Consider the following 19367-nt stretch of genomic DNA (forward strand, 5'->3'; position numbering starts at 1 on the left):
GACCCCACACGACCCAAGCGATCTGAGTGACCACAGTCACGGCAGGGGCCGACCTCCTCTCGATCAACTTAGGTTAGGCTTACCTGAGTTAGATCGGGCTCGCCCCTGTCCCGCACCGGACTGTCCCCACCGGAGGACCCCCACATGCGCTCGCACCTGCTCAACGACACCACCGCGGAGCAGTACCGCCGCTCCGTGACCGAAGGAGTCGAGCGGGTGGCCGCCAAAATCGCCGCCACCGACCGGCCGTTCACCGGCGTCAGCGTCGACGCCCTCGCTCCCCGCGTCGACGAGATCGACCTCGACCAGCCGCTGCACGACACCGCCGCGGTGCTCGACGAACTGGAGGAGGTCTACCTCCGGGACGCGATCTACTTCCACCACCCGCGCTACCTGGCCCACCTCAACTGCCCGGTCGTCATCCCGGCCGTGCTGGGCGAGGCCGTCCTGTCCGCCGTGAACTCCTCCCTGGACACCTGGGACCAGTCCGCCGGCGGCACGCTCATCGAGCGGAAACTGATCGACTGGACGACGGCCCGCATCGGCCTCGGCGAGAACGCCGACGGCGTGTTCACCTCCGGCGGCACCCAGTCCAACCTCCAGGCGCTGCTGCTCGCCCGCGAGGAGGCCAAGACCGACACGCTCGCCAAACTGCGCATCTTCGCCTCCGAGGTCAGCCACTTCAGCGTGAAGAAGTCCGCGAAGCTGCTCGGGCTCGGCCAGGACGCCGTGGTCTCCATACCCGTCGACCACGACAAGCGCATGCAGACCGTCGCCCTCGCCCGCGAGCTGGAGCGCTGCACGGCGGACGGCCTCGTCCCCATGGCCGTCGTCGCCACCGCCGGCACCACCGACTTCGGCTCCATCGACCCGCTGCCCGAGATCGCCGAGCTGTGCGAGCAGTTCACCACCTGGATGCACGTCGACGCCGCCTACGGCTGCGGCCTGCTCGCCTCCCTGAAGCACCGCGACCGCATCGACGGCATCGAGCGCGCCGACTCGGTCACCGTCGACTACCACAAGTCCTTCTTCCAGCCGGTCAGTTCCTCGGCCGTGCTCGTACGGGACGCCACGACGCTGCGCCACGCCACCTACCACGCCGAGTACCTCAACCCGCGCCGCATGGTGCAGGAACGTATCCCCAACCAGGTGGACAAGTCCCTGCAGACCACCCGCCGCTTCGACGCCCTCAAGCTGTGGATGACGCTGCGGACCATGGGCGCCGACGGCATCGGGCAGCTCTTCGACGAGGTGTGCGAACTGGCCCGGGAGGGCTGGAAGCTGCTCGCCGCCGACCCGCGCTTCGACGTGGTGGTCGAGCCGAGCCTGTCCACCCTCGTCTTCCGCTACATCCCGGCCGCCGTCACCGACCCCGCCGAGATCGACCGGGCCAACCTCTACGCCCGCAAGGCCCTGTTCGCCTCCGGTGACGCCATCGTCGCGGGCACCAAGGTGGGCGGCCGCCACTACCTGAAGTTCACCCTGCTCAACCCCGAGACGCAGGCGTCCGACATCGCCGCCGTCCTCGATCTGATCGCCGGCCACGCCGAGCAGTACCTGGGAGAGTCCCTTGACCGCGCGTCCTGACAACCCGACCGGAACCCATGACTTCGTGGGCATCGGGCTCGGCCCCTTCAACCTCGGCCTGGCCTGCCTGACCGAGCCCATCGCCGAACTCGACGGCGTCTTCCTGGAGTCGAAGCCCGACTTCGAGTGGCACGCGGGGATGTTCCTCGACGGCGCCCACCTGCAGACGCCGTTCATGTCGGACCTGGTCACCCTCGCCGACCCGACGTCGCCGTACTCCTTCCTGAACTACCTGAAGGAGAAGGGCCGGCTGTACTCGTTCTACATCCGGGAGAACTTCTACCCGCTGCGGGTCGAGTACGACGACTACTGCCGCTGGGCCGCGCACAAGCTGAGCAGCATCCGCTTCAGCACGACGGTGACGGAGGTGACCTACGAGGACGACGTCTACGTCGTGCGCACCGAGGCCGGGGACGTGTTCCGCGCCCGTCACCTGGTCCTCGGCACCGGCACCCCGCCCCACATCCCCGAGGCCTGCCAGGGCCTGGGCGGCGACTTCATCCACAACTCCCGCTACCTCCGGCACAAGGCGGAGCTGCAGAAGAAGGACTCCATCACGCTGGTCGGCTCGGGCCAGTCGGCGGCCGAGATCTACTACGACCTGCTCAGCGAGATCGACGTCCACGGCTACCGCCTGAACTGGGTCACCCGCTCCCCGCGCTTCTTCCCGCTGGAGTACACCAAGCTCACGCTGGAGATGACGTCCCCCGAGTACGTCGACTACTTCCGCGAACTGCCCGAGGCGACCCGCTACCGCCTCACGGCCGAGCAGAAGGGCCTGTTCAAGGGCATCGACGGCGACCTGATCAACGAGATCTTCGACCTGCTCTACCAGAAGAACCTCGGCGGCCCGGTCCCGACGCGGCTGCTCACCAACTCCGCGCTGACCGCGGCCTCGTACGAGAACGGCACGTACACCCTGTCCTTCCGCCAGGAGGAGCAGGAGAAGGACTTCGAGCTGACCTCCGAGGGCCTGATCCTGGCCACGGGCTACCGCTACGCCGAGCCGGAGTTCCTCACGCCGGTCCGCGACCGCCTGCGCTACGACTCCCGGGGCAACTTCGACGTCGCACGCAACTACGCCATCGACGTCACCGGCCGGGGGATCTTCCTGCAGAACGCCGGCGTCCACACCCACAGCATCACCAGCCCCGACCTGGGCATGGGCCCCTACCGGAACGCGTACATCATCCGCGAGCTGCTCGGCTCCGAGTACTACCCGGTGGAGAAGACGATCGCGTTCCAGGAGTTCTCGGTATGACCTTCACGTTCCGCCCCCTCGACCCGCTGAAGGACGCCGAGCTCCTGCACGCCTGGGTCACCCACCCCAAGGCCGCCTTCTGGATGATGCAGGACGCGAAACTGGAGGACGTCGAGCGCGCCTACATGGAGATCGCGGCCGACGAGCACCACCACGCCGAACTCGGCCTCCAGGACGGTGTCCCCGCCTTCCTGATGGAGAAGTACGACCCGGCCCACCGCGAGCTGGTGGGCCTGTACGAGCCGCGGCCGGGCGACATCGGCATGCACTTCCTCACCCCGCCGACCGACACGCCCGTGCGCGGCTTCACCCGGTCCGTCATCACCGCCGTGATGGAGCACCTCTTCGAGGACCCGGCGGTGGAACGTGTCGTCGTCGAGCCCGACGTGGACAACAAGGCCGTCCACGCCCTGAACGAGGCCGTCGGGTTCGTACCCGAGCGCGAGATCCAGAAGCCGGAGAAGCGCGCGCTGCTCAGCTTCTGCACGCGCGCACAGTTCCTGGCCGCCCGAGGAGTTGCCGTATGACCCTGTCCGACGCCGTGGCGCATCTGTCCCCCCACCGCTGGGCGCGGGCCAACCGCCTCCTGATCCGCAAGGCGCTCGCCGAGTTCGCGCACGAGCGCCTCATCACGCCGGAGGCCACCGCCGAGGGCACCTACGTCGTCCGCAGCGACGACGGCCTGACCCGGTACACCTTCGCCGCGACGGTCCGCGCCCTGGACCACTGGCAGATCGACGCCGAGTCGATCACCCGCCACCGGGACGGCGCCGAACTCCCCCTGGCCGCCCTGGACTTCTTCATCGAGCTGCGGAAGTCCCTGGGCCTGAGCGACAGCATCCTGCCGGTCTACCTGGAGGAGATCTCCTCCACCCTCTCCGGCACCTGCTACAAGCTCACCAAGCCGAAGACCACGGCGGCCGAGCTGGCCCGCGCCGACTTCCAGACCATCGAGACCTCGATGACCGAGGGCCACCCCTGCTTCGTGGCCAACAACGGCCGGCTCGGCTTCGGCATCCACGAGTACCTCTCGTACGCCCCCGAGACGGCGAGCCCGGTCCGGCTCGTCTGGCTGGCGGCACACCGCTCGCGTGCCGCGTTCACGGCCGGCGTGGGCATCGAGTACGAGTCGTTCCTGCGCGAGGAGCTGGGCGCGGAGACGGTCGAGCGCTTCCACGCCGTCCTGCGCGACCAGGACCTCGACCCCGCCGACTACCTGTTCATCCCGGTCCACCCCTGGCAGTGGTGGAACAAGCTCACGGTCACCTTCGCTGCCGAGGTCGCCCGGAAACACCTGGTGTGCCTGGGCGAGGGCGACGACGAATACCTCGCCCAGCAGTCCATCCGCACCTTCTTCAACAGGACCAGCCCCGAGAAGCACTACGTGAAGACGGCCCTGTCCGTCATCAACATGGGCTTCATGCGCGGCCTGTCGGCGGCCTACATGGAGGCCACGCCGGCGATCAACGACTGGCTGGCGCAGCTCATCGAGGGCGACCCGGTGCTGAAGGCCACGGGCCTGTCGATCATCCGCGAGCGCGCGGCCGTCGGCTACCGGCACCTGGAGTACGAGCAGGCGACAGACCGCTACTCCCCGTACCGCAAGATGCTCGCCGCGCTGTGGCGGGAGAGCCCGGTGCCGTCCCTCCAGGAGGGCGAGCAGCTGGCCACCATGGCCTCGCTGGTCCACATTGACGACCAGGGCGCCTCCGTCGCGGGCGCGCTGATCGAGCGGTCGGGCCTCGCCCCGAAGGAGTGGCTGCGCCGCTACCTCCAGGCCTACTTCACCCCGCTGCTGCACAGCTTCTACGCCTACGACCTGGTCTTCATGCCGCACGGCGAGAACGTCATCCTCGTGCTGAAGGACGGGGTGGTGCAGCGGGCGATCTACAAGGACATCGCCGAGGAGATCGCGGTCATGGACCCGGACGCGGTGCTGCCACCGACGGTCGAGCGGCTGCGCGTGGAGGTCCCGGAGGACAAGAAACTCCTGTCGATCTTCACGGACGTCTTCGACTGCTTCTTCCGCTTCCTCGCGGCGAACCTCGCCACCGAGGGAATCCTGGAGGAGGACGACTTCTGGCGCACGGTCGCGGAGGTCACCCGCGCCTACCAGGAGTCGACGCCCGAACTCGCCGACAAGTTCAAGCAGTACGACATGTTCACCCCCGAGTTCGCCCTCTCCTGCCTCAACCGCCTCCAGCTCCGCAACAACGAGCAGATGGTCGACCTCGCGGACCCGTCCGGCGCCCTCCAACTGGTGGGCAACCTGAAGAACCCGATCGCGGAGTTCTGACCCCCCCGAACAGACGGGCACCCCGGAGTACGGTCCTCCGGGGTGCCCGTCATACAGCACTCGCACTGGCGTGCAGCAGCAGGCCTTGAAGGACTTCGCCAGGGCCAAGAACGCCAGGTTCACTTCCGGGTTCGGTGAGCCGACCTGGCGCGGGAAGCATGTGCACGAGAGCTCTCGAGTCATCGGCACCGACCGCGTACCGGAACATCGCGCGGACGGGTCGCCGAAGCGGAACGGCGAAGACCGGCAGGCAGGTCATGGGCCGGTCGGTCGCGGTGCACAAGCTCAACCGACGGTGGGCTCAGGTCAGGGTGCCCGGCTGCGGCTGGGTCCGCTTCCGCCTCGGCGTCAAAGGCAAGGGTGCCAAGCTGCCCGAGGCGAAGTCGTTTCGGGTCACCTTCCGCAACGGGCAGTGGCATATCGCGTTCGCCCTCGTCCCTGAACCGCTCCCCGTGCCCGGCACGGATACGGTGATCGGCACCAGCGGCGGGCGGCCAGAGCCCCGAAAGGCAGCGCCGCCAAGGCGGCCGAGCACGCGAAGGCCGCCAGGCTCAAGGCGCGGGAGGCGAACCGGCGCAAGGACTGGCGCGAGAAGACCTGGGGGCTTCTGCGGCAGCGCACCGGACACAAAGCCCCCGGCCGGGTCGAAGACGTGCCCGCCCCCTACACCAGTCTGCGGTGCAGTGCCTGCGGATGGATCGACAAGAACTCGCGCGAGAGCCGAGCCGAGTTCGTCTGTTCCTCCTGCGGCTTCGCCTGCAATGCGGACACCAACGCCAGTATCAACGTCGCGGCAGGACAGGGCGGGATCCCCCGCCCCCGGCGATCAGCCGGTGCCGGAGGGGTGACAACGGCCACCAGCCGTTCGAGCGCCCGTGAACCTCAACCCAAATAGGTTGGAATCTCGCTCTTTCAGAGGGGGAGGATGTCAACCCATGGCGGAAATCATCCAGAAGGACGGCTCGTGGATCTTCGACGGCGACGCCCTGCGGCTGACCCCCGGGCGGGACAAGAACGTCAGCCTGCTGCGCAGGGAGCTGGGTGAACTGGTCGTCCCGCTGGGGGCGTTGGCGGGGGTCTCGTTCGAGCAGGGCAAGAAGAGCGGCCGGCTGCGGCTGCGCCTGCGGGACGGCGCCGATCCGCTGCTGCACGCGACCGGCGGGCGGCTCACCGAGCCCCACGACCCGTACCAGCTGATCGTCGAGTCCGACCGCTACGGGGTCGCCGAGTACTTCACGGACGAGGTCCGCAACGCGCTGCTGCTGGACCAGGTGCCGACGGACCCGGTGACCGAGTACCTGCTGCCGGGACCGGCCGTGCCGCTCTCGGTCTCCGCCGGGGACGGCACCGCGAGCTTCGACGGCGAGCGCATACGCCTGGAGTGGAACTGGAAGACGGAGGACGCCAAGGCCGCCGCCGGTACCCGCACGCTCGCGCTCGGCGACATCACGGGCGTGGAGTGGCACCCGGCGGCCGGCCTGGAGAACGGCCACCTCCGCTTCGTGGTGCGCAACGCGCCCACCAAGGCTCCGCCCAAGTACGACCCCAACGCCGTGGAGCTGTGGGGCTTCAAGAAGGACCCGCTGATGGCGCTGGTCGCGGCGGCGGTCCAGGCCAGGCTTCCGCACCCGGCCCAGACCGCCGCCGCCGTGCGGGACGCGCGACCGGAACTGCCTTCTCCTCCGGTCGCGCCCGCCGAGGACGACCACGACGCCCTGCTGCGCCGCCTGCGCGAACTCGGTGAGCTGCACCGCACGGGCGTGCTCACGGACGACGAGTTCACGGCGGCCAAGCAGGCGGTCCTGAAGCGGATGTGACAGCCCGGGGCGCTACTTCGCCCTGCGTGCCACCGTGAAGTGGTCCACCTGCTCGCCGTTCTCGGCGATGCCGCGCACCTTCAGCGTGGCGAGCCGCCCCTTGGGCGCGGGCGTGACGTCCACGCGCAGGAAGGAGTAGTCGAGGTAACGCACCCGGGACCAGGCGACGGTCTCGTCCTGCTTGCCGTCCTTGAGGTTGACGAACGAGGCCACGGAGTCCACCTCGTGCTCGTTGCCCTCGTAGGACAGCGGGGCGCTGAACGCGTAGAGGCTGCGGCCCGCCGCACCGGCCGTCACGTACACCACGCCGTCGGTCTCCGGGTAGGCGGTGCCGCCGATGGGGAGCTTCTTGGCGACCTTGTTCCCCTTGATCACGTCGGTGCGCTCGTACTGGTGGTTGTGGCCGTTGATGACCAGGTCCACCGTGTACTTCTCGAACAGCGGCACCCACTCCTGCCGGACCCCGCCCTCGGAGGCGTGGGAGGTGGAGGTGCAGTAGGCGCAGTGGTGGAAGAACACGACGATGAAGTCGATGTCGTGCGCGGCCCGGTACTTCTTCAGCTGGGCTTCCAGCCACTTGGTCTGGGTGCCGCCCGAGATGCCCAGGTTAGCCGGGATCTCGAAGGAGATGTCGTTGGCGTCGAGCGAGATGACGGCCGTGTTGCCGTGGACGAAGGAGTAGACGCCCGGGAGGTTCTTCTTGTCGGGGCCGTTGTCCGGGAGGGTCCAGCGGGCCTCCTCGCCGCCGTAGCCGTTGGGCGAGTACCAGGCCTCCATGTCGTGGTTGCCGTAGGCGGGCATCCACGGCACCGACTTGGCGACGGACTCGGTCTGGGCGAGGAACTGGTCCCACACGCGCGAGTCGAAGCCGGTGTCGTCGGTCCTGCCCTGGCCGGCCGGGTCGCCGTAGGCGATGTCGCCGGCGTGCAGGTGGAAGGCCGGGTTCTGGCCGAGGATCAGGCTGTCGTTGGCCAGCGCGTGGTAGCTGACGCCCTGGTCGCCGAAGGCGGTGAAGGTGAACGGCTTCTTGTGCGCGGGGGCGGTGGTGAAGGTGCCGAGGGTGCCCAGCAGGTGCGGCTCGGCCGGGTCGAAGCCCTCGTGGCCGACGCCGTAGTAGTACGTCCGGCCCGGGCGCAGGCGGGCCAGCTTGGCGTGGACGTAGTACTGGGTGTGGTTGCCGCTGGCACCGACACCGGCGGGCGTGAAGAGGGTGCGGACCTCGGCTTCGATCTTGCGGGAGAGGTCCCAGGGGTGGGCGCCGATCCGGATGAACGGCTTCTTCACGGCGACCGGGACCTGCCACGAGACGGTCATCTCGGTGCGCGGGTCGGTGCCGTAGGCGAGGTGACGGCCGAAGGGGGCGACGTGCGCCCCGTCGACGGTCTCGCTGCTGGGGCGGCCGCTCGGAACGGCGGCCTGGGCGGTGGCGCCGGGCACGAACGCGCCACCCGCGACGGCACCGAGCGTGACGGCACCGCCTCTGATCATCGTGCGCCGCGAGAAGCGGGCGCGCAGGTACTCGTGCTGCTCGGCCATGCTCATGCGCTCGGCGAGCCGCTCGGGTACGCCCATACGAGGAATGTCCATGGCGTCCAAAAATCGACGCCTCGGGCAACGGGACGCGGGACGTCCGGTGGACACCGCACGAACAAGCCCTCATGACGGGTTCAACGTTCCCCCAAAGATTCCCCTCAGACACTTGCCCGAAATCGGGCAGAATTCTTGCGAAAGAGCCGTCGGTACCCCAGGATCTAGCGAGTGCACGACGAACTCGTAGATCATCTGACGCGGTCCACGCCCCTCAGCCGGGGCGAGGCGCTGCGCGTGATCCAGGACGTGCTCGCCTACTTCGACGAGACGACCGAGGAGTACGTCCGTCGCCGCCACCGCGAGCTCCAGGCCCAGGGCCTGGTGAACGCGGCGATCTTCGAGCGGATCGAGGCGGACCTCAAGTACCGCGCGGTGGCCCCGCCGGAGCTCTCGCTCCGGCAGCTGCGGCGCATCGTCTACGGCTAGGAATACGTATACATGTGCGGAATCGTCGGTTACATCGGGAAGCGTGACGTCGCTCCCCTGCTCCTGGAGGGCCTGCAGCGCCTGGAGTACCGCGGCTACGACTCCGCGGGCATCGTCGTCACGTCCCCGAAGACGTCCGGCCTGAAGATGGTCAAGGCCAAGGGCCGCGTCCGTGACCTGGAGGCCAAGGTCCCGGCCCGCTTCAAGGGCACCACCGGCATCGCCCACACCCGCTGGGCCACCCACGGCGCCCCCTCCGACGTGAACGCCCACCCGCACCTGGACGCCGAGGGCAAGGTCGCCGTCGTCCACAACGGCATCATCGACAACGCCTCCGACCTGCGCCGCAAGCTGGAGGCGGACGGCGTCGAGTTCCTCTCCGAGACCGACACCGAGGTCCTCGTCCACCTCATCGCCCGCTCGCAGGCGACCAAGCTGGAGGACAAGGTCCGCGAGACCCTCCGGCTCATCGAGGGCACGTACGGCATCGCCGTGATGCACGCCGACTTCCCCGACCGGATCGTCGTCGCCCGCAACGGCTCCCCGGTCGTCCTCGGCATCGGCGAGAAGGAGATGTTCGTCGCCTCGGACATCGCCGCGCTGGTCGCCCACACCCGCCAGATAGTCACGCTGGACGACGGCGAGATGGCCACCCTCAAGGCCGACGACTTCCGCACGTACACCACGGAAGGCACCCGCACGACGGCCGAGCCGACCACGGTCGAGTGGGAGGCCGCCTCCTACGACATGGGCGGCCACGACACCTACATGCACAAGGAGATCCACGAGCAGGCCGACGCCGTGGACCGCGTGCTGCGCGGCCGCATCGACGACCGCTTCTCCACCGTGCACCTGGGCGGCCTCAACCTGGACGCCCGTGAGGCCCGCCGCATCCGCCGCGTGAAGATCCTCGGCTGCGGCACCTCGTACCACGCGGGCATGATCGGCGCCCAGATGATCGAGGAGCTGGCCCGCATCCCCGCCGACGCCGAGCCCGCCTCCGAGTTCCGCTACCGCAACGCGGTCGTCGACCCCGACACCCTCTACGTCGCGGTCTCCCAGTCGGGCGAGACCTACGACGTGCTGGCCGCCGTGCAGGAGCTGAAGCGCAAGGGCGCCCGCGTCCTGGGCGTGGTGAACGTGGTCGGCTCGGCGATCGCCCGCGAGGCCGACGGCGGCATCTACGTGCACGCCGGGCCCGAGGTCTGCGTCGTCTCCACCAAGTGCTTCACCAACACCACGGTCGCCTTCGCCCTGCTCGCCCTGCACCTCGGCCGCACCCGCGACCTCTCGGTCCGCGACGGCAAGCGGATCATCGAGGGCCTGCGCAAGCTGCCCGCCCAGATCGCCGAGATCATGGAGCAGGAGGAGCAGGTCAAGAAGCTGGCCGTGCAGTACGCCGAGGCCCGCTCGATGCTCTTCATCGGCCGCGTCCGGGGCTACCCGGTGGCCCGCGAGGCGTCCCTGAAGCTCAAGGAGGTCTCGTACATCCACGCCGAGGCCTATCCGGCCTCCGAGCTCAAGCACGGCCCCCTGGCCCTGATCGAGCCGGCCCTCCCCACGGTCGCGATCGTCCCCGACGACGACCTCCTGGAGAAGAACCGCGCCGCCATGGAGGAGATCAAGGCCCGCAGCGGCCAGATCCTCGCGGTGGCCCACCAGCACCAGGAGAAGGCCGACGAGACGATCGTCGTCCCGAAGAACGAGGACGAACTCGACCCGATCCTGATGGGCATCCCCCTCCAACTCCTGGCGTACCACACGGCCTTGGCCCTGGGCAGGGACATCGACAAGCCCCGCAACCTGGCCAAGTCGGTGACGGTGGAGTAACCGACCTTCTTTTCTCAGGGGCGCGGGGAACTGCGCGAACGACCCCCACGCACCCGCACAGGCCGACGAACGAGGACGGACCCCCACGTGCTGCCACCACGCACGGGGGGTCCGTTTCGATCGCCGGGAAGCCGCCCAACTCCCCAGCCTGCGCGGCTAACCGGTGGCCGTCACTCCCCGGCCGGCAGCGCGTCGCGGAAGCGCCGTGGGCCAGTGCGCCAGCGCCGCCGTGGCCGCATACCAGGCAACGGCCCCCGCAGCCACGGCGAACCACCCACCGACCTTCGCCAGCCCGTCGTTCTCCGCGAAAGCGGCGATCGCGAGCAGCAGCAGCGAGACGAAGAACAGCCCGTACACGCCCTGCCCGAGCTGGTCCCCACCGGCCAGCGTCAGAGACAGCGCCACCAGCGCGAACAACAACAGGAACAGCCCTGCCGCGTTGGCGGAGACCTCCGCGCCGACGGACACGGCCCAGGTGAACCACAACGCCCCGAGTACGGAGAACGCCGTACCACCGACGGTGTCACCGGCTCGGAGGGCCACCAGCCCGGCGAGGAAGAGCGCGATGCCGCCCACGTACTGGGCGATTGATACGGCGTCGGCGGCCGACACACCGTCGATCACGGCGGTGTGCCCCAGTCCGAAGGCCAACAGGGTGATTCCGAGGGCGAGTCGACCGACCACGGTCGTGATTCCGCTTCCCGCGGAGACGTCTTTGTCCACGGCGGGCTCCCTTCGTGCATGTGCAGTTGTGCGGTGTCCCGTATATGCCCTTCACAAGGGCACAAACACCTCTACGCGCGAGTAGATTTACGCACCGCACCAGGGCAGCAAGGGAGTTGACGCTCAGGGAATGACGACCACGGGCCGCTGCGCCCGCTTGGCGAGCCGCCCGGCGACGGAGCCGAAGATCCGGCCCACGATGCCGTGCGTCGACCCGACGACGATCGCGTCGGCCTCGTACTCCCGGCCGACCTCTTCGAGTTCGTGGCAGATGTCACCGCCGCGCTCGACCAGGATCCAGGGCACCTCGGCCAAGTAGTCCGCACAGGCCAGTTCCAGGCCGAGCACCTCGGTGCGGTGGTCCGGCACGTCCACGAACACGGGCGGCTCGCAGCCGGCCCACACCGTGGTCGGCAGCCGGTTGGCCACGTGGACGATGATCAGGCCCGACCCGGAGCGATGGGCCATGCCGATCGCGTACGCCAGGGCGCGCTCACTGGACGTGGAGCCGTCGAAGCCGACCACGACCCCGTGCTTGAAGGCGGGGTCGCAGGAATGGCGTGGCTCTTCCGCCGCCAGGGGCTCGGCCGCCGTGGGATCGGCGACGGGCCGCTTGCGGTCCGCGGGTTCGAAGAATTCGTGACCGGCCATGGCTGTCTCGGCGTTGTGATCCTTATATGGGGGACGACAGTGTGCGGCGGAGCTGTGTCCGGGAATGGTCTTCCCAACCCCATACCCCCAAGGGTACGGCGGCACGCCTCCTTAGCCCAGATCCCGCCCGCCGTGCGTGCGGGTTCCAGGGAGCATGCACGAGGCGACGCCCGTAACGCAATGGTTGCTGCGCTGTACAGGCGGTTTGCACAGGATTCACTTACCCGTGGGGGTGATCCGGTCAGCCAGTGACCGACGTCCCGGCCACGCGTTGAACCCCGTGAGTCACGCCACAGGGAGCACGCATGCCCGGACCTCGCCCCGCCCCGGAGGCGGACCGCGCGACCCCGCCGCCGCGGGACACCGCGACGGACGTGGTCCGCTGGGCGGCCTTCAGCTGCCTGCTCGTACCGGTCGTACTCCTCGGCTACGGCGCCTCCCTCGCCGGCGCCGCCGGCACGGCCCTCGGGCTCGCCGCCGTCACGGCCGCCTGCCGGGTCCTGCTGCGCCAGTCCGAGCGCGGCGCGGCCCGCCTCGCGGCCGAGGACCGGGCGCCCCACCGGGGACGGCACCACCGCACCGGAACGGGGTCGCACCGTGGCGGACGGCACAGCGGCGGAGATACACCGGTCGGCTGACCGGTTTCCGCGCACACGCACGCTGCTTTTCAGCCAACTTCTCGCACCGGTGCATCACCCCGCCGAACCACCCCCCAACCCCCGTTCGACCTGCACGGAAAGGGCCTCAGGGGGTCTGCGCACCCTACGTGGATTGGCCACTGCGACAAGGCGCACTTCCCTGCACGCCCCACGAGTGCAACGCTTCGTGATCGAATGCTTCACGCCAAGTTGCCAAGTCGACAATGTGCCGAGTGCCGAACCGGCCACCTCGGCGCGATGCGACACAGTAGATTCGATCTTGACTGTCTACGGCGGGGGACTCGTGCAGGACCGAGGGGAAACGTGCAGGAGCGACACAACCGAGGAGCCGCGACCACCGAGGGGGGCTTAGCAGTATGAGCCACGACTCCACTGCCGCGCCGGAAGCCGCGGCCCGGAAGCTTTCCGGGCGACGCCGCAAGGAGATCGTCGCGGTGCTGCTGTTCAGCGGCGGCCCCATCTTCGAGAGTTCCATACCGTTGTCGGTGTTCGGGATCGACCGCCAGGACGCCGGCGTACCGCGCTACCGACTGCTGGTGTGCGGCGGTGAGGACGGCCCGCTGCGGACCACAGGGGGCCTGGAACTCAGCGCACCGCATGGCCTGGAAGCGATCTCGCGCGCGGGCACGGTCGTCGTACCGGCCTGGCGTTCGATCACTTCTCCGCCACCGGACGAGGCGCTCGACGCGCTGCGCCGCGCCCACGAGGAGGGCGCCCGCATCGTCGGGCTGTGCACCGGCGCCTTCGTCCTCGCGGCGGCCGGCCTGCTGGACGGCCGTCCCGCGACGACCCACTGGATGTACGCGCCGACGCTGGCCAAGCGCTATCCGTCCGTGCACGTCGATCCACGGGAACTCTTCGTGGACGACGGCGACGTGCTCACGTCGGCGGGCACGGCGGCCGGAATCGATCTCTGTCTCCACATCGTGCGGACGGACCACGGCAACGAGGCGGCAGGGGCCCTGGCCCGCCGCCTGGTGGTCCCGCCGCGCCGGTCCGGCGGGCAGGAGCGCTACCTCGACAGGTCTTTACCCGAGGAGATCGGCGCCGACCCGCTCGCCGAGGTCGTCGCCTGGGCGCTGGAGCACCTCCACGAACAGTTCGACGTGGAGACGCTGGCGGCACGCGCGTACATGAGCCGGCGTACGTTCGACCGCCGCTTCCGCTCGCTGACGGGTTCGGCCCCGCTCCAGTGGCTGATCACTCAGCGGGTACTCCAGGCGCAGCGCCTGCTGGAGACGTCGGACTACTCGGTGGACGAGGTGGCGGGCCGCTGCGGCTTCCGCTCACCGGTGGCTCTGCGCGGCCACTTCCGCCGTCAGCTCGGCTCGTCCCCGGCGGCGTACCGGGCGGCGTACCGCGCCCGGCGCCCGCAGGGCGAGCGGCCCCAGGACACCGACGGCGGCCCGGGCGGCCCCGGCTCCGGCAGCACGCCGGGCCACATGGGCCACACCGGCCACCCCGGGCATCCCGGCCAGTCCGGTCAGGCGCCGGCCGCGCTGCACCCGGAGCACCCCGTCCCGCTCCAGTCCCGCCGCACGGCGGCCGCGAGCGCGTCCGGTCCGGCCCTGTCGGCGAGCCTGCCGGGACAGCGCAGCGCACCATGACGTGACCTCGAACCGCCGGGCGCCCGACCTGACCACTCGGCCGCCCGGCGTTCGAGCACGTGCCCGGAGGACGACAGCGGAGGTCAACCACACCCCGACCGCCGGTCCGACGCTCGCGCGCGACGGCGATCAGCCACATCCCCGCCCGCCGGACGCTCGGCGTACCACGGCGATCAGCCACACCACCTCATCAGGCGCTCGCGCACCAGGCGCTCAACCACACCCCGGCCCGTCCGGCGCTCGCGCACGACGGCAATCAGCCACACCCCGACCGCCGGTCCGACGCTCGCGCGCGACGGCGATCAGCCACATCCCCGCCCGCCGGACGCTCGGCGTACCACGGCGATCAGCCACACCACCTCATCAGGCGCTCGCGCACCAGGCGCTCAACCACACCCCGGCCCGTCCGGCGCTCGCGCACGACGGCGATCAGCCACACCCAGCCCGTCCGGCGCTTGAGGACGAGGCCGTTCAGGCCGAAGCGGGGGTCCGGGGGCGGCAGCCCCCGGGGAGAGCCGGGCGACAACACCCCCGGCCCGGCAGACAACCGCACCCGCACACACGGCCGACCCGCGGAGCGACGCCGTAAGGTTAGACACATGAACGATCGCATGGTGTGGATCGACTGCGAGATGACCGGCCTCTCGCTGTCGGACGACGCGCTCATCGAGGTGGCCGCCCTCGTCACCGACTCCGAGCTGAACGTGCTCGGCGACGGCGTGGACATCGTCATCCGGCCGCCGGAGCGGGCGCTGGAGACGATGCCGGAGGTGGTGCGTCAGATGCACACCGCGTCCGGACTCCTCGCCGAACTGGAGAACGGCACGACACTGAAGGACGCCGAGGAGCAGGTCCTGACGTACGTGAGGGAGTTCGTCAAGGAGCCGGGCAAGGCCCCGCTGTGCGGCAACTCCGTCGGCACGGACCGCGGCTTCCTGCTGCGCGACATGCCGACCCTGGAGGACTACCTCCACTACCGGATCGTCGACGTGTCGTCGATCAAGGAGCTGGCCCGCCGCTGGTACCCGAGGGCGTACTTCAACAGCCCGCAGAAGAACGGCAACCACCGCGCGCTCGCCGACATCCGCGAATCCATCGCCGAACTGCGCTACTACCGCGAGGCCCTCTTCGTCCCGCAGCCCGGGCCCGACTCGGACACCGCGAAGGCGATCGCCGCGAAGCACGTCCTGCCTGCCCAGTAGGCGGGGCGGGGGCCGGTCGAGGGGCGCCGCGAAAGCCGTGCGCGAGCACCCCTTCGGACCCTGTACACTTTTTCTCGGCCGGTCGGGGACATCACTGACCTCCAAGCCGGTCATGGTGGGTGTAGCTCAGCTGGTAGAGCACCTGGTTGTGGTCCAGGATGCCGCGGGTTCGAGTCCCGTCACTCACCCTGAGCAATCAGCCGGTGGCTTCGGAAGAAGCCACCGGCTGATGCTTTTGGTCCGTACGCCCGTGGGATCGTGACGGACATGGGTGAGCCGGTGGAGCGGGTCGACGAGCAGGACCGGGTGGTCGGGGTCGTCGACCGGGACGAGGCGATCCGGAACGGCTGGCTGCACCGGGTCGCGACGACGGTGTGCCGTGATCCGCGCGGGCGCGTGCTCGTGTATCGGAGGCCGGAGCACGTGTCCCGGTTTCCGGGGCAGTACGACTGGCTCATCGGCGGGGCCGTCGGGGTCGGCGAGTCGTACGAGGAGGCGGCGGTGCGGGAGCTGGCCGAGGAGCTGGGGGTGCGGGTGCCGGTGCGGCCCGTCGTGAGGTTCCTGTGCCGCGGGGCGATCAGCCCGTACTGGCTCGGGGTGCACGAGGCCGTCGTGTCCGGGCCCCTGACCCCCGAACCGTCCGAGATCGCCTGGCACGGCTGGTTCGGCGAGCGGGAGTTGCGCGAGGCACTCCGCAGGTGGGCGTTCGTGCCTGACGGTGTGGACGCACTGCGCCGCTACCTGGCCCTCAGGGAACCGACCGCCGCCACGCCGCCGCCGACTCCCCCACGTCCCTGAACCGTTCGGCCGGGTCGGGACGCGTGGCCCGTGCCACGACCGCGAGTCGGGCCGCCGTTCCCCGCCAGGCGCGGATACGGCTCGGCCCGGGCGACCCCCGCGATGTCCAGCAGGGGGTGGCCCGTCACGAGGACGACCGGGACACCAGCTCCGTCGCCAGGACCAGTTGCCGGCGCTCCAGCCCGCGGGACGCGAGGGGGCGGCGGTCGGCGACCTCCGTGAGGAGGAGGTCGATCATCCGGCGGCCCATCTCCTCTATGGGCTGGCGGACGCTGGTGAGGGGCGGTTCCATGTGGCGGGCGATGGCCGAGTCGTCGTAGCCGACGAGCGCCACGTCGTCGGGGATGCGGCGGCCCGCCTCGCGCAGGGCCTGGCGGGCGCCGGCCGCGGTGACGTCGGAGGCGGCGAAGACCGCGTCCAGGCCCGGGGCGCGTTCCAGCAGCGCCGCCATGGCCCGGCGGCCGCCCTCCTCCGAGAAGTCGCCCGGCTCGATCAGCGCCTCGTCCACCCCGTGACCCGCGTCGATCAGGGCCTCGCGGTAGCCGTCGATGCGGCGCTGGGCACCGTACACGTCGAGGCGGCCGGTGATGTGGGCTATCCGGCGGCGGCCCCGGGACAGCAGGTGCTCCACCGCCTGCCGGGCGCCGCCGTAGTTGTCCGAGTCGACCGACGGCAGCGTCTCCGCCGCCGATCGCGGGCCGCTGATCACCGCCGGGATCTCCAGCTGGGCGAGGAGGTCCGGCAGCGGGTCGTCCGCGTGCACCGAGACCAGCAGGACACCGTCCACCCGGTGCGCCGCCAGGTACTGGGCGAGGCGGCGGCGCTCGCGGTCGCTGCCCGCGAAGATCAGCAGCAGCTGCATCTCGGTGTCGGACAGCGCGGCCCCGACGCCCTTCAGCATGTCCGAGAAGTACGGTTCGGAGAAGAACCGGGTCTCCGGCTCGGGCACGACCAGCGCGATGGCGTCCGTGCGGTTGGCGGCGAGGGCGCGGGCCGCGGTGTTGGGCACGTAGCCGAGCTCGGCCACCGCCGCCTCGACGGCCGCGCGGGTCGCGTCACTCACCCGGGGCGAACCGTTGATCACCCGGGAGACCGTGCCGCGGCCGACACCGGCGCGCGCCGCCACCTCTTCGAGGGTGGGCCGGCCACCGCTTCGGCCCCGCGCTCCGTGGCTTGCCATGGGCTCCGCCTTCCCCTCCACACCCGCACTCTGCGGCTGGCCTGGAATTTAACAGGCTCGTCAGCTGTAGTGACCGCTCCCGGCGGCTAGCCGCCCGGGCGTTCCGCTTGGGCCCGGCGAGCCCATCCGGCCGGCCCGCCGGCCGGCCGGATACCGCCGACCGGGGCCGCAACGGGCTCCGGCCGGGGTCCAGTTAACGTCCCGATAACTGAACGCATCTCTCCCTGCCCTGTCCCTTGACACCCCCGCCACGACCGGGGACTCTTCAACACATCACTGGTGGGAGCGCTCCCACACTACCTGACACATACACAACCCGCACGTTCCCCGCCCGAGCCGCAGCGAGCCAAAACGGGTGCAACCATGCAGTTGGCCGGGGGGTCGGCACGTCAGGGCAACAGGAGGACGACATGCGAGCACGCATCCGAACCGCCCGCAAGGCGATGGTCCTCGCGGCCGCCGCGTCGCTGGGCGCCGGGCTGCTGGCCGGCTGTGCCGACGACGGCAAGAGCAACGGCTCCGGCTCCTCGGACGGCGACAGCGGCGGCAAGACGACGCTCTCGATCGGTCTCTTCGGCACCATGGGCTTCAAGGAGGCCGGCCTCTACGCCGAGTACGAGAAGCTCAACCCGAACATCAAGATCTCCGAGAACTCCGTCCAGCGGAACGAGAACTACTACCCGGCCCTGCTGAACCACCTCACCACCAACAGCGGTCTGCTGGACGTCCAGGCCGTCGAAGTCGCCAACATCGCCGAGGTCACGGCCACCCAGGCCGACAAGCTCGAGGACATGTCCAAGGCCCCGGGCGTGGACAAGAGCAAGTGGCTGCCCTGGAAGTGGGAGCAGGCCACCACCAAGGACGGCAGGACCATCGGCCTCGGCACCGACGTCGGCCCGATGGCCATCTGCTACCGCACGGACCTCTTCAAGCAGGCCGGTCTGCCCACCGACCCGGCCGAGGTCGGCAAGCTGTGGGCCGGTGACTGGGCCAAGCTCGTCGACGTCGGCGAGCGGTACAAGGCGAAGGCCCCCAAGGGCACCTTCTTCATGGACTCCCCCGGCGGTCTGATCCAGGCGATCATCGGCAGCGAGGAGGAGAAGTTCTACGACAAGTCCGGCAAGGTCATCTACAAGACCAACCCGGCCGTGAAGGCCGCCTTCGACCTGACCTCCGAGGCCGCCGAGAAGGGCCTCGTCCAGTCGGAGACGCAGTTCCAGCCGGGCTGGAACTCCTCGATCGCCAACAACAAGTTCGCCACCATCGCCTGCCCGCCGTGGATGCTGGGCACGATCAAGGGCTACTCGAAGCCGGACGCGGCCGGCAAGTGGGCCGTCGCCGAGGCACCCAAGGGCGGCAACTGGGGCGGCAGCTTCCTCACCGTGCCGAAGAGCGGCAAGAACGTGAAGGAGGCCCAGAAGTTCGTGGCCTGGCTGACCGCGCCGGAGCAGCAGGCGAAGCTGTTCAAGGTGCAGGGCAGCTTCCCGAGCACTCCGGCCGCCTACACCACGCCCGAAGTGACGGGCGCGAAGAACGAGATGACCGGTGACCAGGCGATCGGCCCGATCTTCGCGGAGGCCGCCAAGGCCGCCCCGGTCCAGGTGATCGGCCCGAAGGACCAGATCATCATGCAGGGCCTGACGGACAACGGCGTGATCCTGGTGACGAAGGGCAAGTCGGCCAAGGAGGCCTGGGAGTCCGCCGTCAAGACCATCGACAACAAGCTGGACCAGTGACCCG

The 19367-nt window shown here is 69.8% G+C and carries 17 protein-coding genes and 1 tRNA gene; 14 read left to right on the forward strand and 4 right to left on the reverse strand.

Annotated elements, in window-relative coordinates; genetic code table 11:
* Positions 1 to 144 precede the first annotated feature (144 nt).
* The 6 genes from desA (at position 145) to C1703_RS14145 (ending at position 6961) form a co-directional block, all read left to right on the forward strand.
* Positions 145 to 1587, forward strand: coding sequence for a lysine decarboxylase DesA (desA, locus tag C1703_RS14120; RefSeq protein ID WP_114252846.1), 1443 nt, complete (start codon positions 145 to 147; stop codon positions 1585 to 1587).
* Positions 1571 to 2848, forward strand: a complete 1278-nt coding sequence (locus C1703_RS14125; RefSeq protein ID WP_114252848.1) for a lysine N(6)-hydroxylase/L-ornithine N(5)-oxygenase family protein — start codon at positions 1571 to 1573, stop codon at positions 2846 to 2848. Before desA ends, C1703_RS14125 begins: the two co-directional genes overlap by 17 nt.
* Entirely contained in the window at positions 2845 to 3375 is a 531-nt protein-coding gene (locus C1703_RS14130; RefSeq protein ID WP_114252850.1) for a GNAT family N-acetyltransferase, read from the forward strand. The genes C1703_RS14125 and C1703_RS14130 overlap by 4 nt, the downstream gene beginning before the upstream one ends.
* Positions 3372 to 5144, forward strand: a complete 1773-nt coding sequence (locus C1703_RS14135) for an IucA/IucC family siderophore biosynthesis protein (RefSeq protein WP_114252852.1) — start codon at positions 3372 to 3374, stop codon at positions 5142 to 5144. Before C1703_RS14130 ends, C1703_RS14135 begins: the two co-directional genes overlap by 4 nt.
* A gap of 652 nt (positions 5145 to 5796) precedes the next feature.
* Positions 5797 to 6039 carry a transposase gene (locus tag C1703_RS39680; protein WP_232840484.1) on the forward strand — a complete coding sequence of 81 codons (243 nt, stop codon included), beginning with the start codon at positions 5797 to 5799 and terminating at the stop codon, positions 6037 to 6039.
* Between the two features lie 40 nt (positions 6040 to 6079).
* Positions 6080 to 6961 carry a DUF4429 domain-containing protein gene (locus C1703_RS14145; RefSeq protein ID WP_114252854.1) on the forward strand — a complete coding sequence of 294 codons (882 nt, stop codon included), beginning with the start codon at positions 6080 to 6082 and terminating at the stop codon, positions 6959 to 6961.
* 12 nt (positions 6962 to 6973) lie between these two features.
* On the opposite strand, the gene C1703_RS14150 is transcribed toward C1703_RS14145, so the two are convergent.
* Positions 6974 to 8533 carry a metallophosphoesterase family protein gene (locus C1703_RS14150; protein ID WP_114252856.1) on the reverse strand — a complete coding sequence of 520 codons (1560 nt, stop codon included), beginning with the start codon at positions 8531 to 8533 and terminating at the stop codon, positions 6974 to 6976.
* 186 nt (positions 8534 to 8719) lie between these two features.
* On the opposite strand from C1703_RS14150, the gene C1703_RS14155 reads away from it, so the two are divergent.
* On the forward strand, positions 8720 to 8977 hold the full coding sequence (locus tag C1703_RS14155; RefSeq protein WP_031114246.1) for a hypothetical protein: 258 nt from the start codon (positions 8720 to 8722) through the stop codon (positions 8975 to 8977).
* Positions 8978 to 8989: 12 nt separating this feature from the next.
* Entirely contained in the window at positions 8990 to 10807 is a 1818-nt protein-coding gene (gene glmS, locus C1703_RS14160; protein WP_114252858.1) for a glutamine--fructose-6-phosphate transaminase (isomerizing), read from the forward strand.
* A 156-nt stretch (positions 10808 to 10963) separates the two neighbouring features.
* Here the strand turns inward: glmS and C1703_RS14165 are convergent, their stop codons facing one another.
* Together C1703_RS14165 and C1703_RS14170 are read right to left on the reverse strand one after the other, a co-directional pair.
* A complete protein-coding gene (locus C1703_RS14165; protein WP_114252860.1) occupies positions 10964 to 11530 on the reverse strand; it encodes a GPR1/FUN34/YaaH family transporter in 567 nt (188 codons plus the stop codon).
* Positions 11531 to 11653: 123 nt separating this feature from the next.
* Complete coding sequence (locus tag C1703_RS14170; RefSeq protein WP_031114250.1) at positions 11654 to 12181, reverse strand: universal stress protein; 528 nt, start codon at positions 12179 to 12181, stop codon at positions 11654 to 11656.
* A 305-nt stretch (positions 12182 to 12486) separates the two neighbouring features.
* Between C1703_RS14170 and C1703_RS14175 the strand changes: the two genes are divergently transcribed.
* The 5 genes from C1703_RS14175 to C1703_RS14195 all read left to right on the forward strand — a co-directional run bounded on the left by C1703_RS14175 (position 12487) and on the right by C1703_RS14195 (position 16447).
* A complete protein-coding gene (locus C1703_RS14175) occupies positions 12487 to 12819 on the forward strand; it encodes a hypothetical protein (protein ID WP_114252862.1) in 333 nt (110 codons plus the stop codon).
* A gap of 377 nt (positions 12820 to 13196) precedes the next feature.
* Complete coding sequence (locus C1703_RS14180) at positions 13197 to 14447, forward strand: helix-turn-helix domain-containing protein (protein ID WP_114252864.1); 1251 nt, start codon at positions 13197 to 13199, stop codon at positions 14445 to 14447.
* A 599-nt stretch (positions 14448 to 15046) separates the two neighbouring features.
* Positions 15047 to 15649, forward strand: a complete 603-nt coding sequence (gene orn, locus C1703_RS14185; protein ID WP_114252866.1) for an oligoribonuclease — start codon at positions 15047 to 15049, stop codon at positions 15647 to 15649.
* 115 nt (positions 15650 to 15764) lie between these two features.
* Positions 15765 to 15837 (forward strand) — tRNA-His (locus C1703_RS14190).
* Positions 15838 to 15916: 79 nt separating this feature from the next.
* A complete protein-coding gene (locus tag C1703_RS14195; RefSeq protein ID WP_114252868.1) occupies positions 15917 to 16447 on the forward strand; it encodes an NUDIX domain-containing protein in 531 nt (176 codons plus the stop codon).
* Between the two features lie 124 nt (positions 16448 to 16571).
* Here C1703_RS14195 and C1703_RS14205 read toward each other — a convergent pair whose 3' ends face one another.
* Positions 16572 to 17627, reverse strand: coding sequence for a LacI family DNA-binding transcriptional regulator (locus tag C1703_RS14205; RefSeq protein ID WP_114252870.1), 1056 nt, complete (start codon positions 17625 to 17627; stop codon positions 16572 to 16574).
* A 410-nt stretch (positions 17628 to 18037) separates the two neighbouring features.
* On the opposite strand from C1703_RS14205, the gene C1703_RS14210 reads away from it, so the two are divergent.
* Positions 18038 to 19363: an extracellular solute-binding protein gene (locus tag C1703_RS14210; protein WP_114252872.1), complete on the forward strand. Its 1326-nt coding sequence runs from the start codon at positions 18038 to 18040 to the stop codon at positions 19361 to 19363.
* Positions 19364 to 19367: the final 4 nt, after the last annotated feature.

The sequence above is a fragment of the Streptomyces sp. Go-475 genome (assembly GCF_003330845.1).
Classification (GTDB): domain Bacteria; phylum Actinomycetota; class Actinomycetes; order Streptomycetales; family Streptomycetaceae; genus Streptomyces.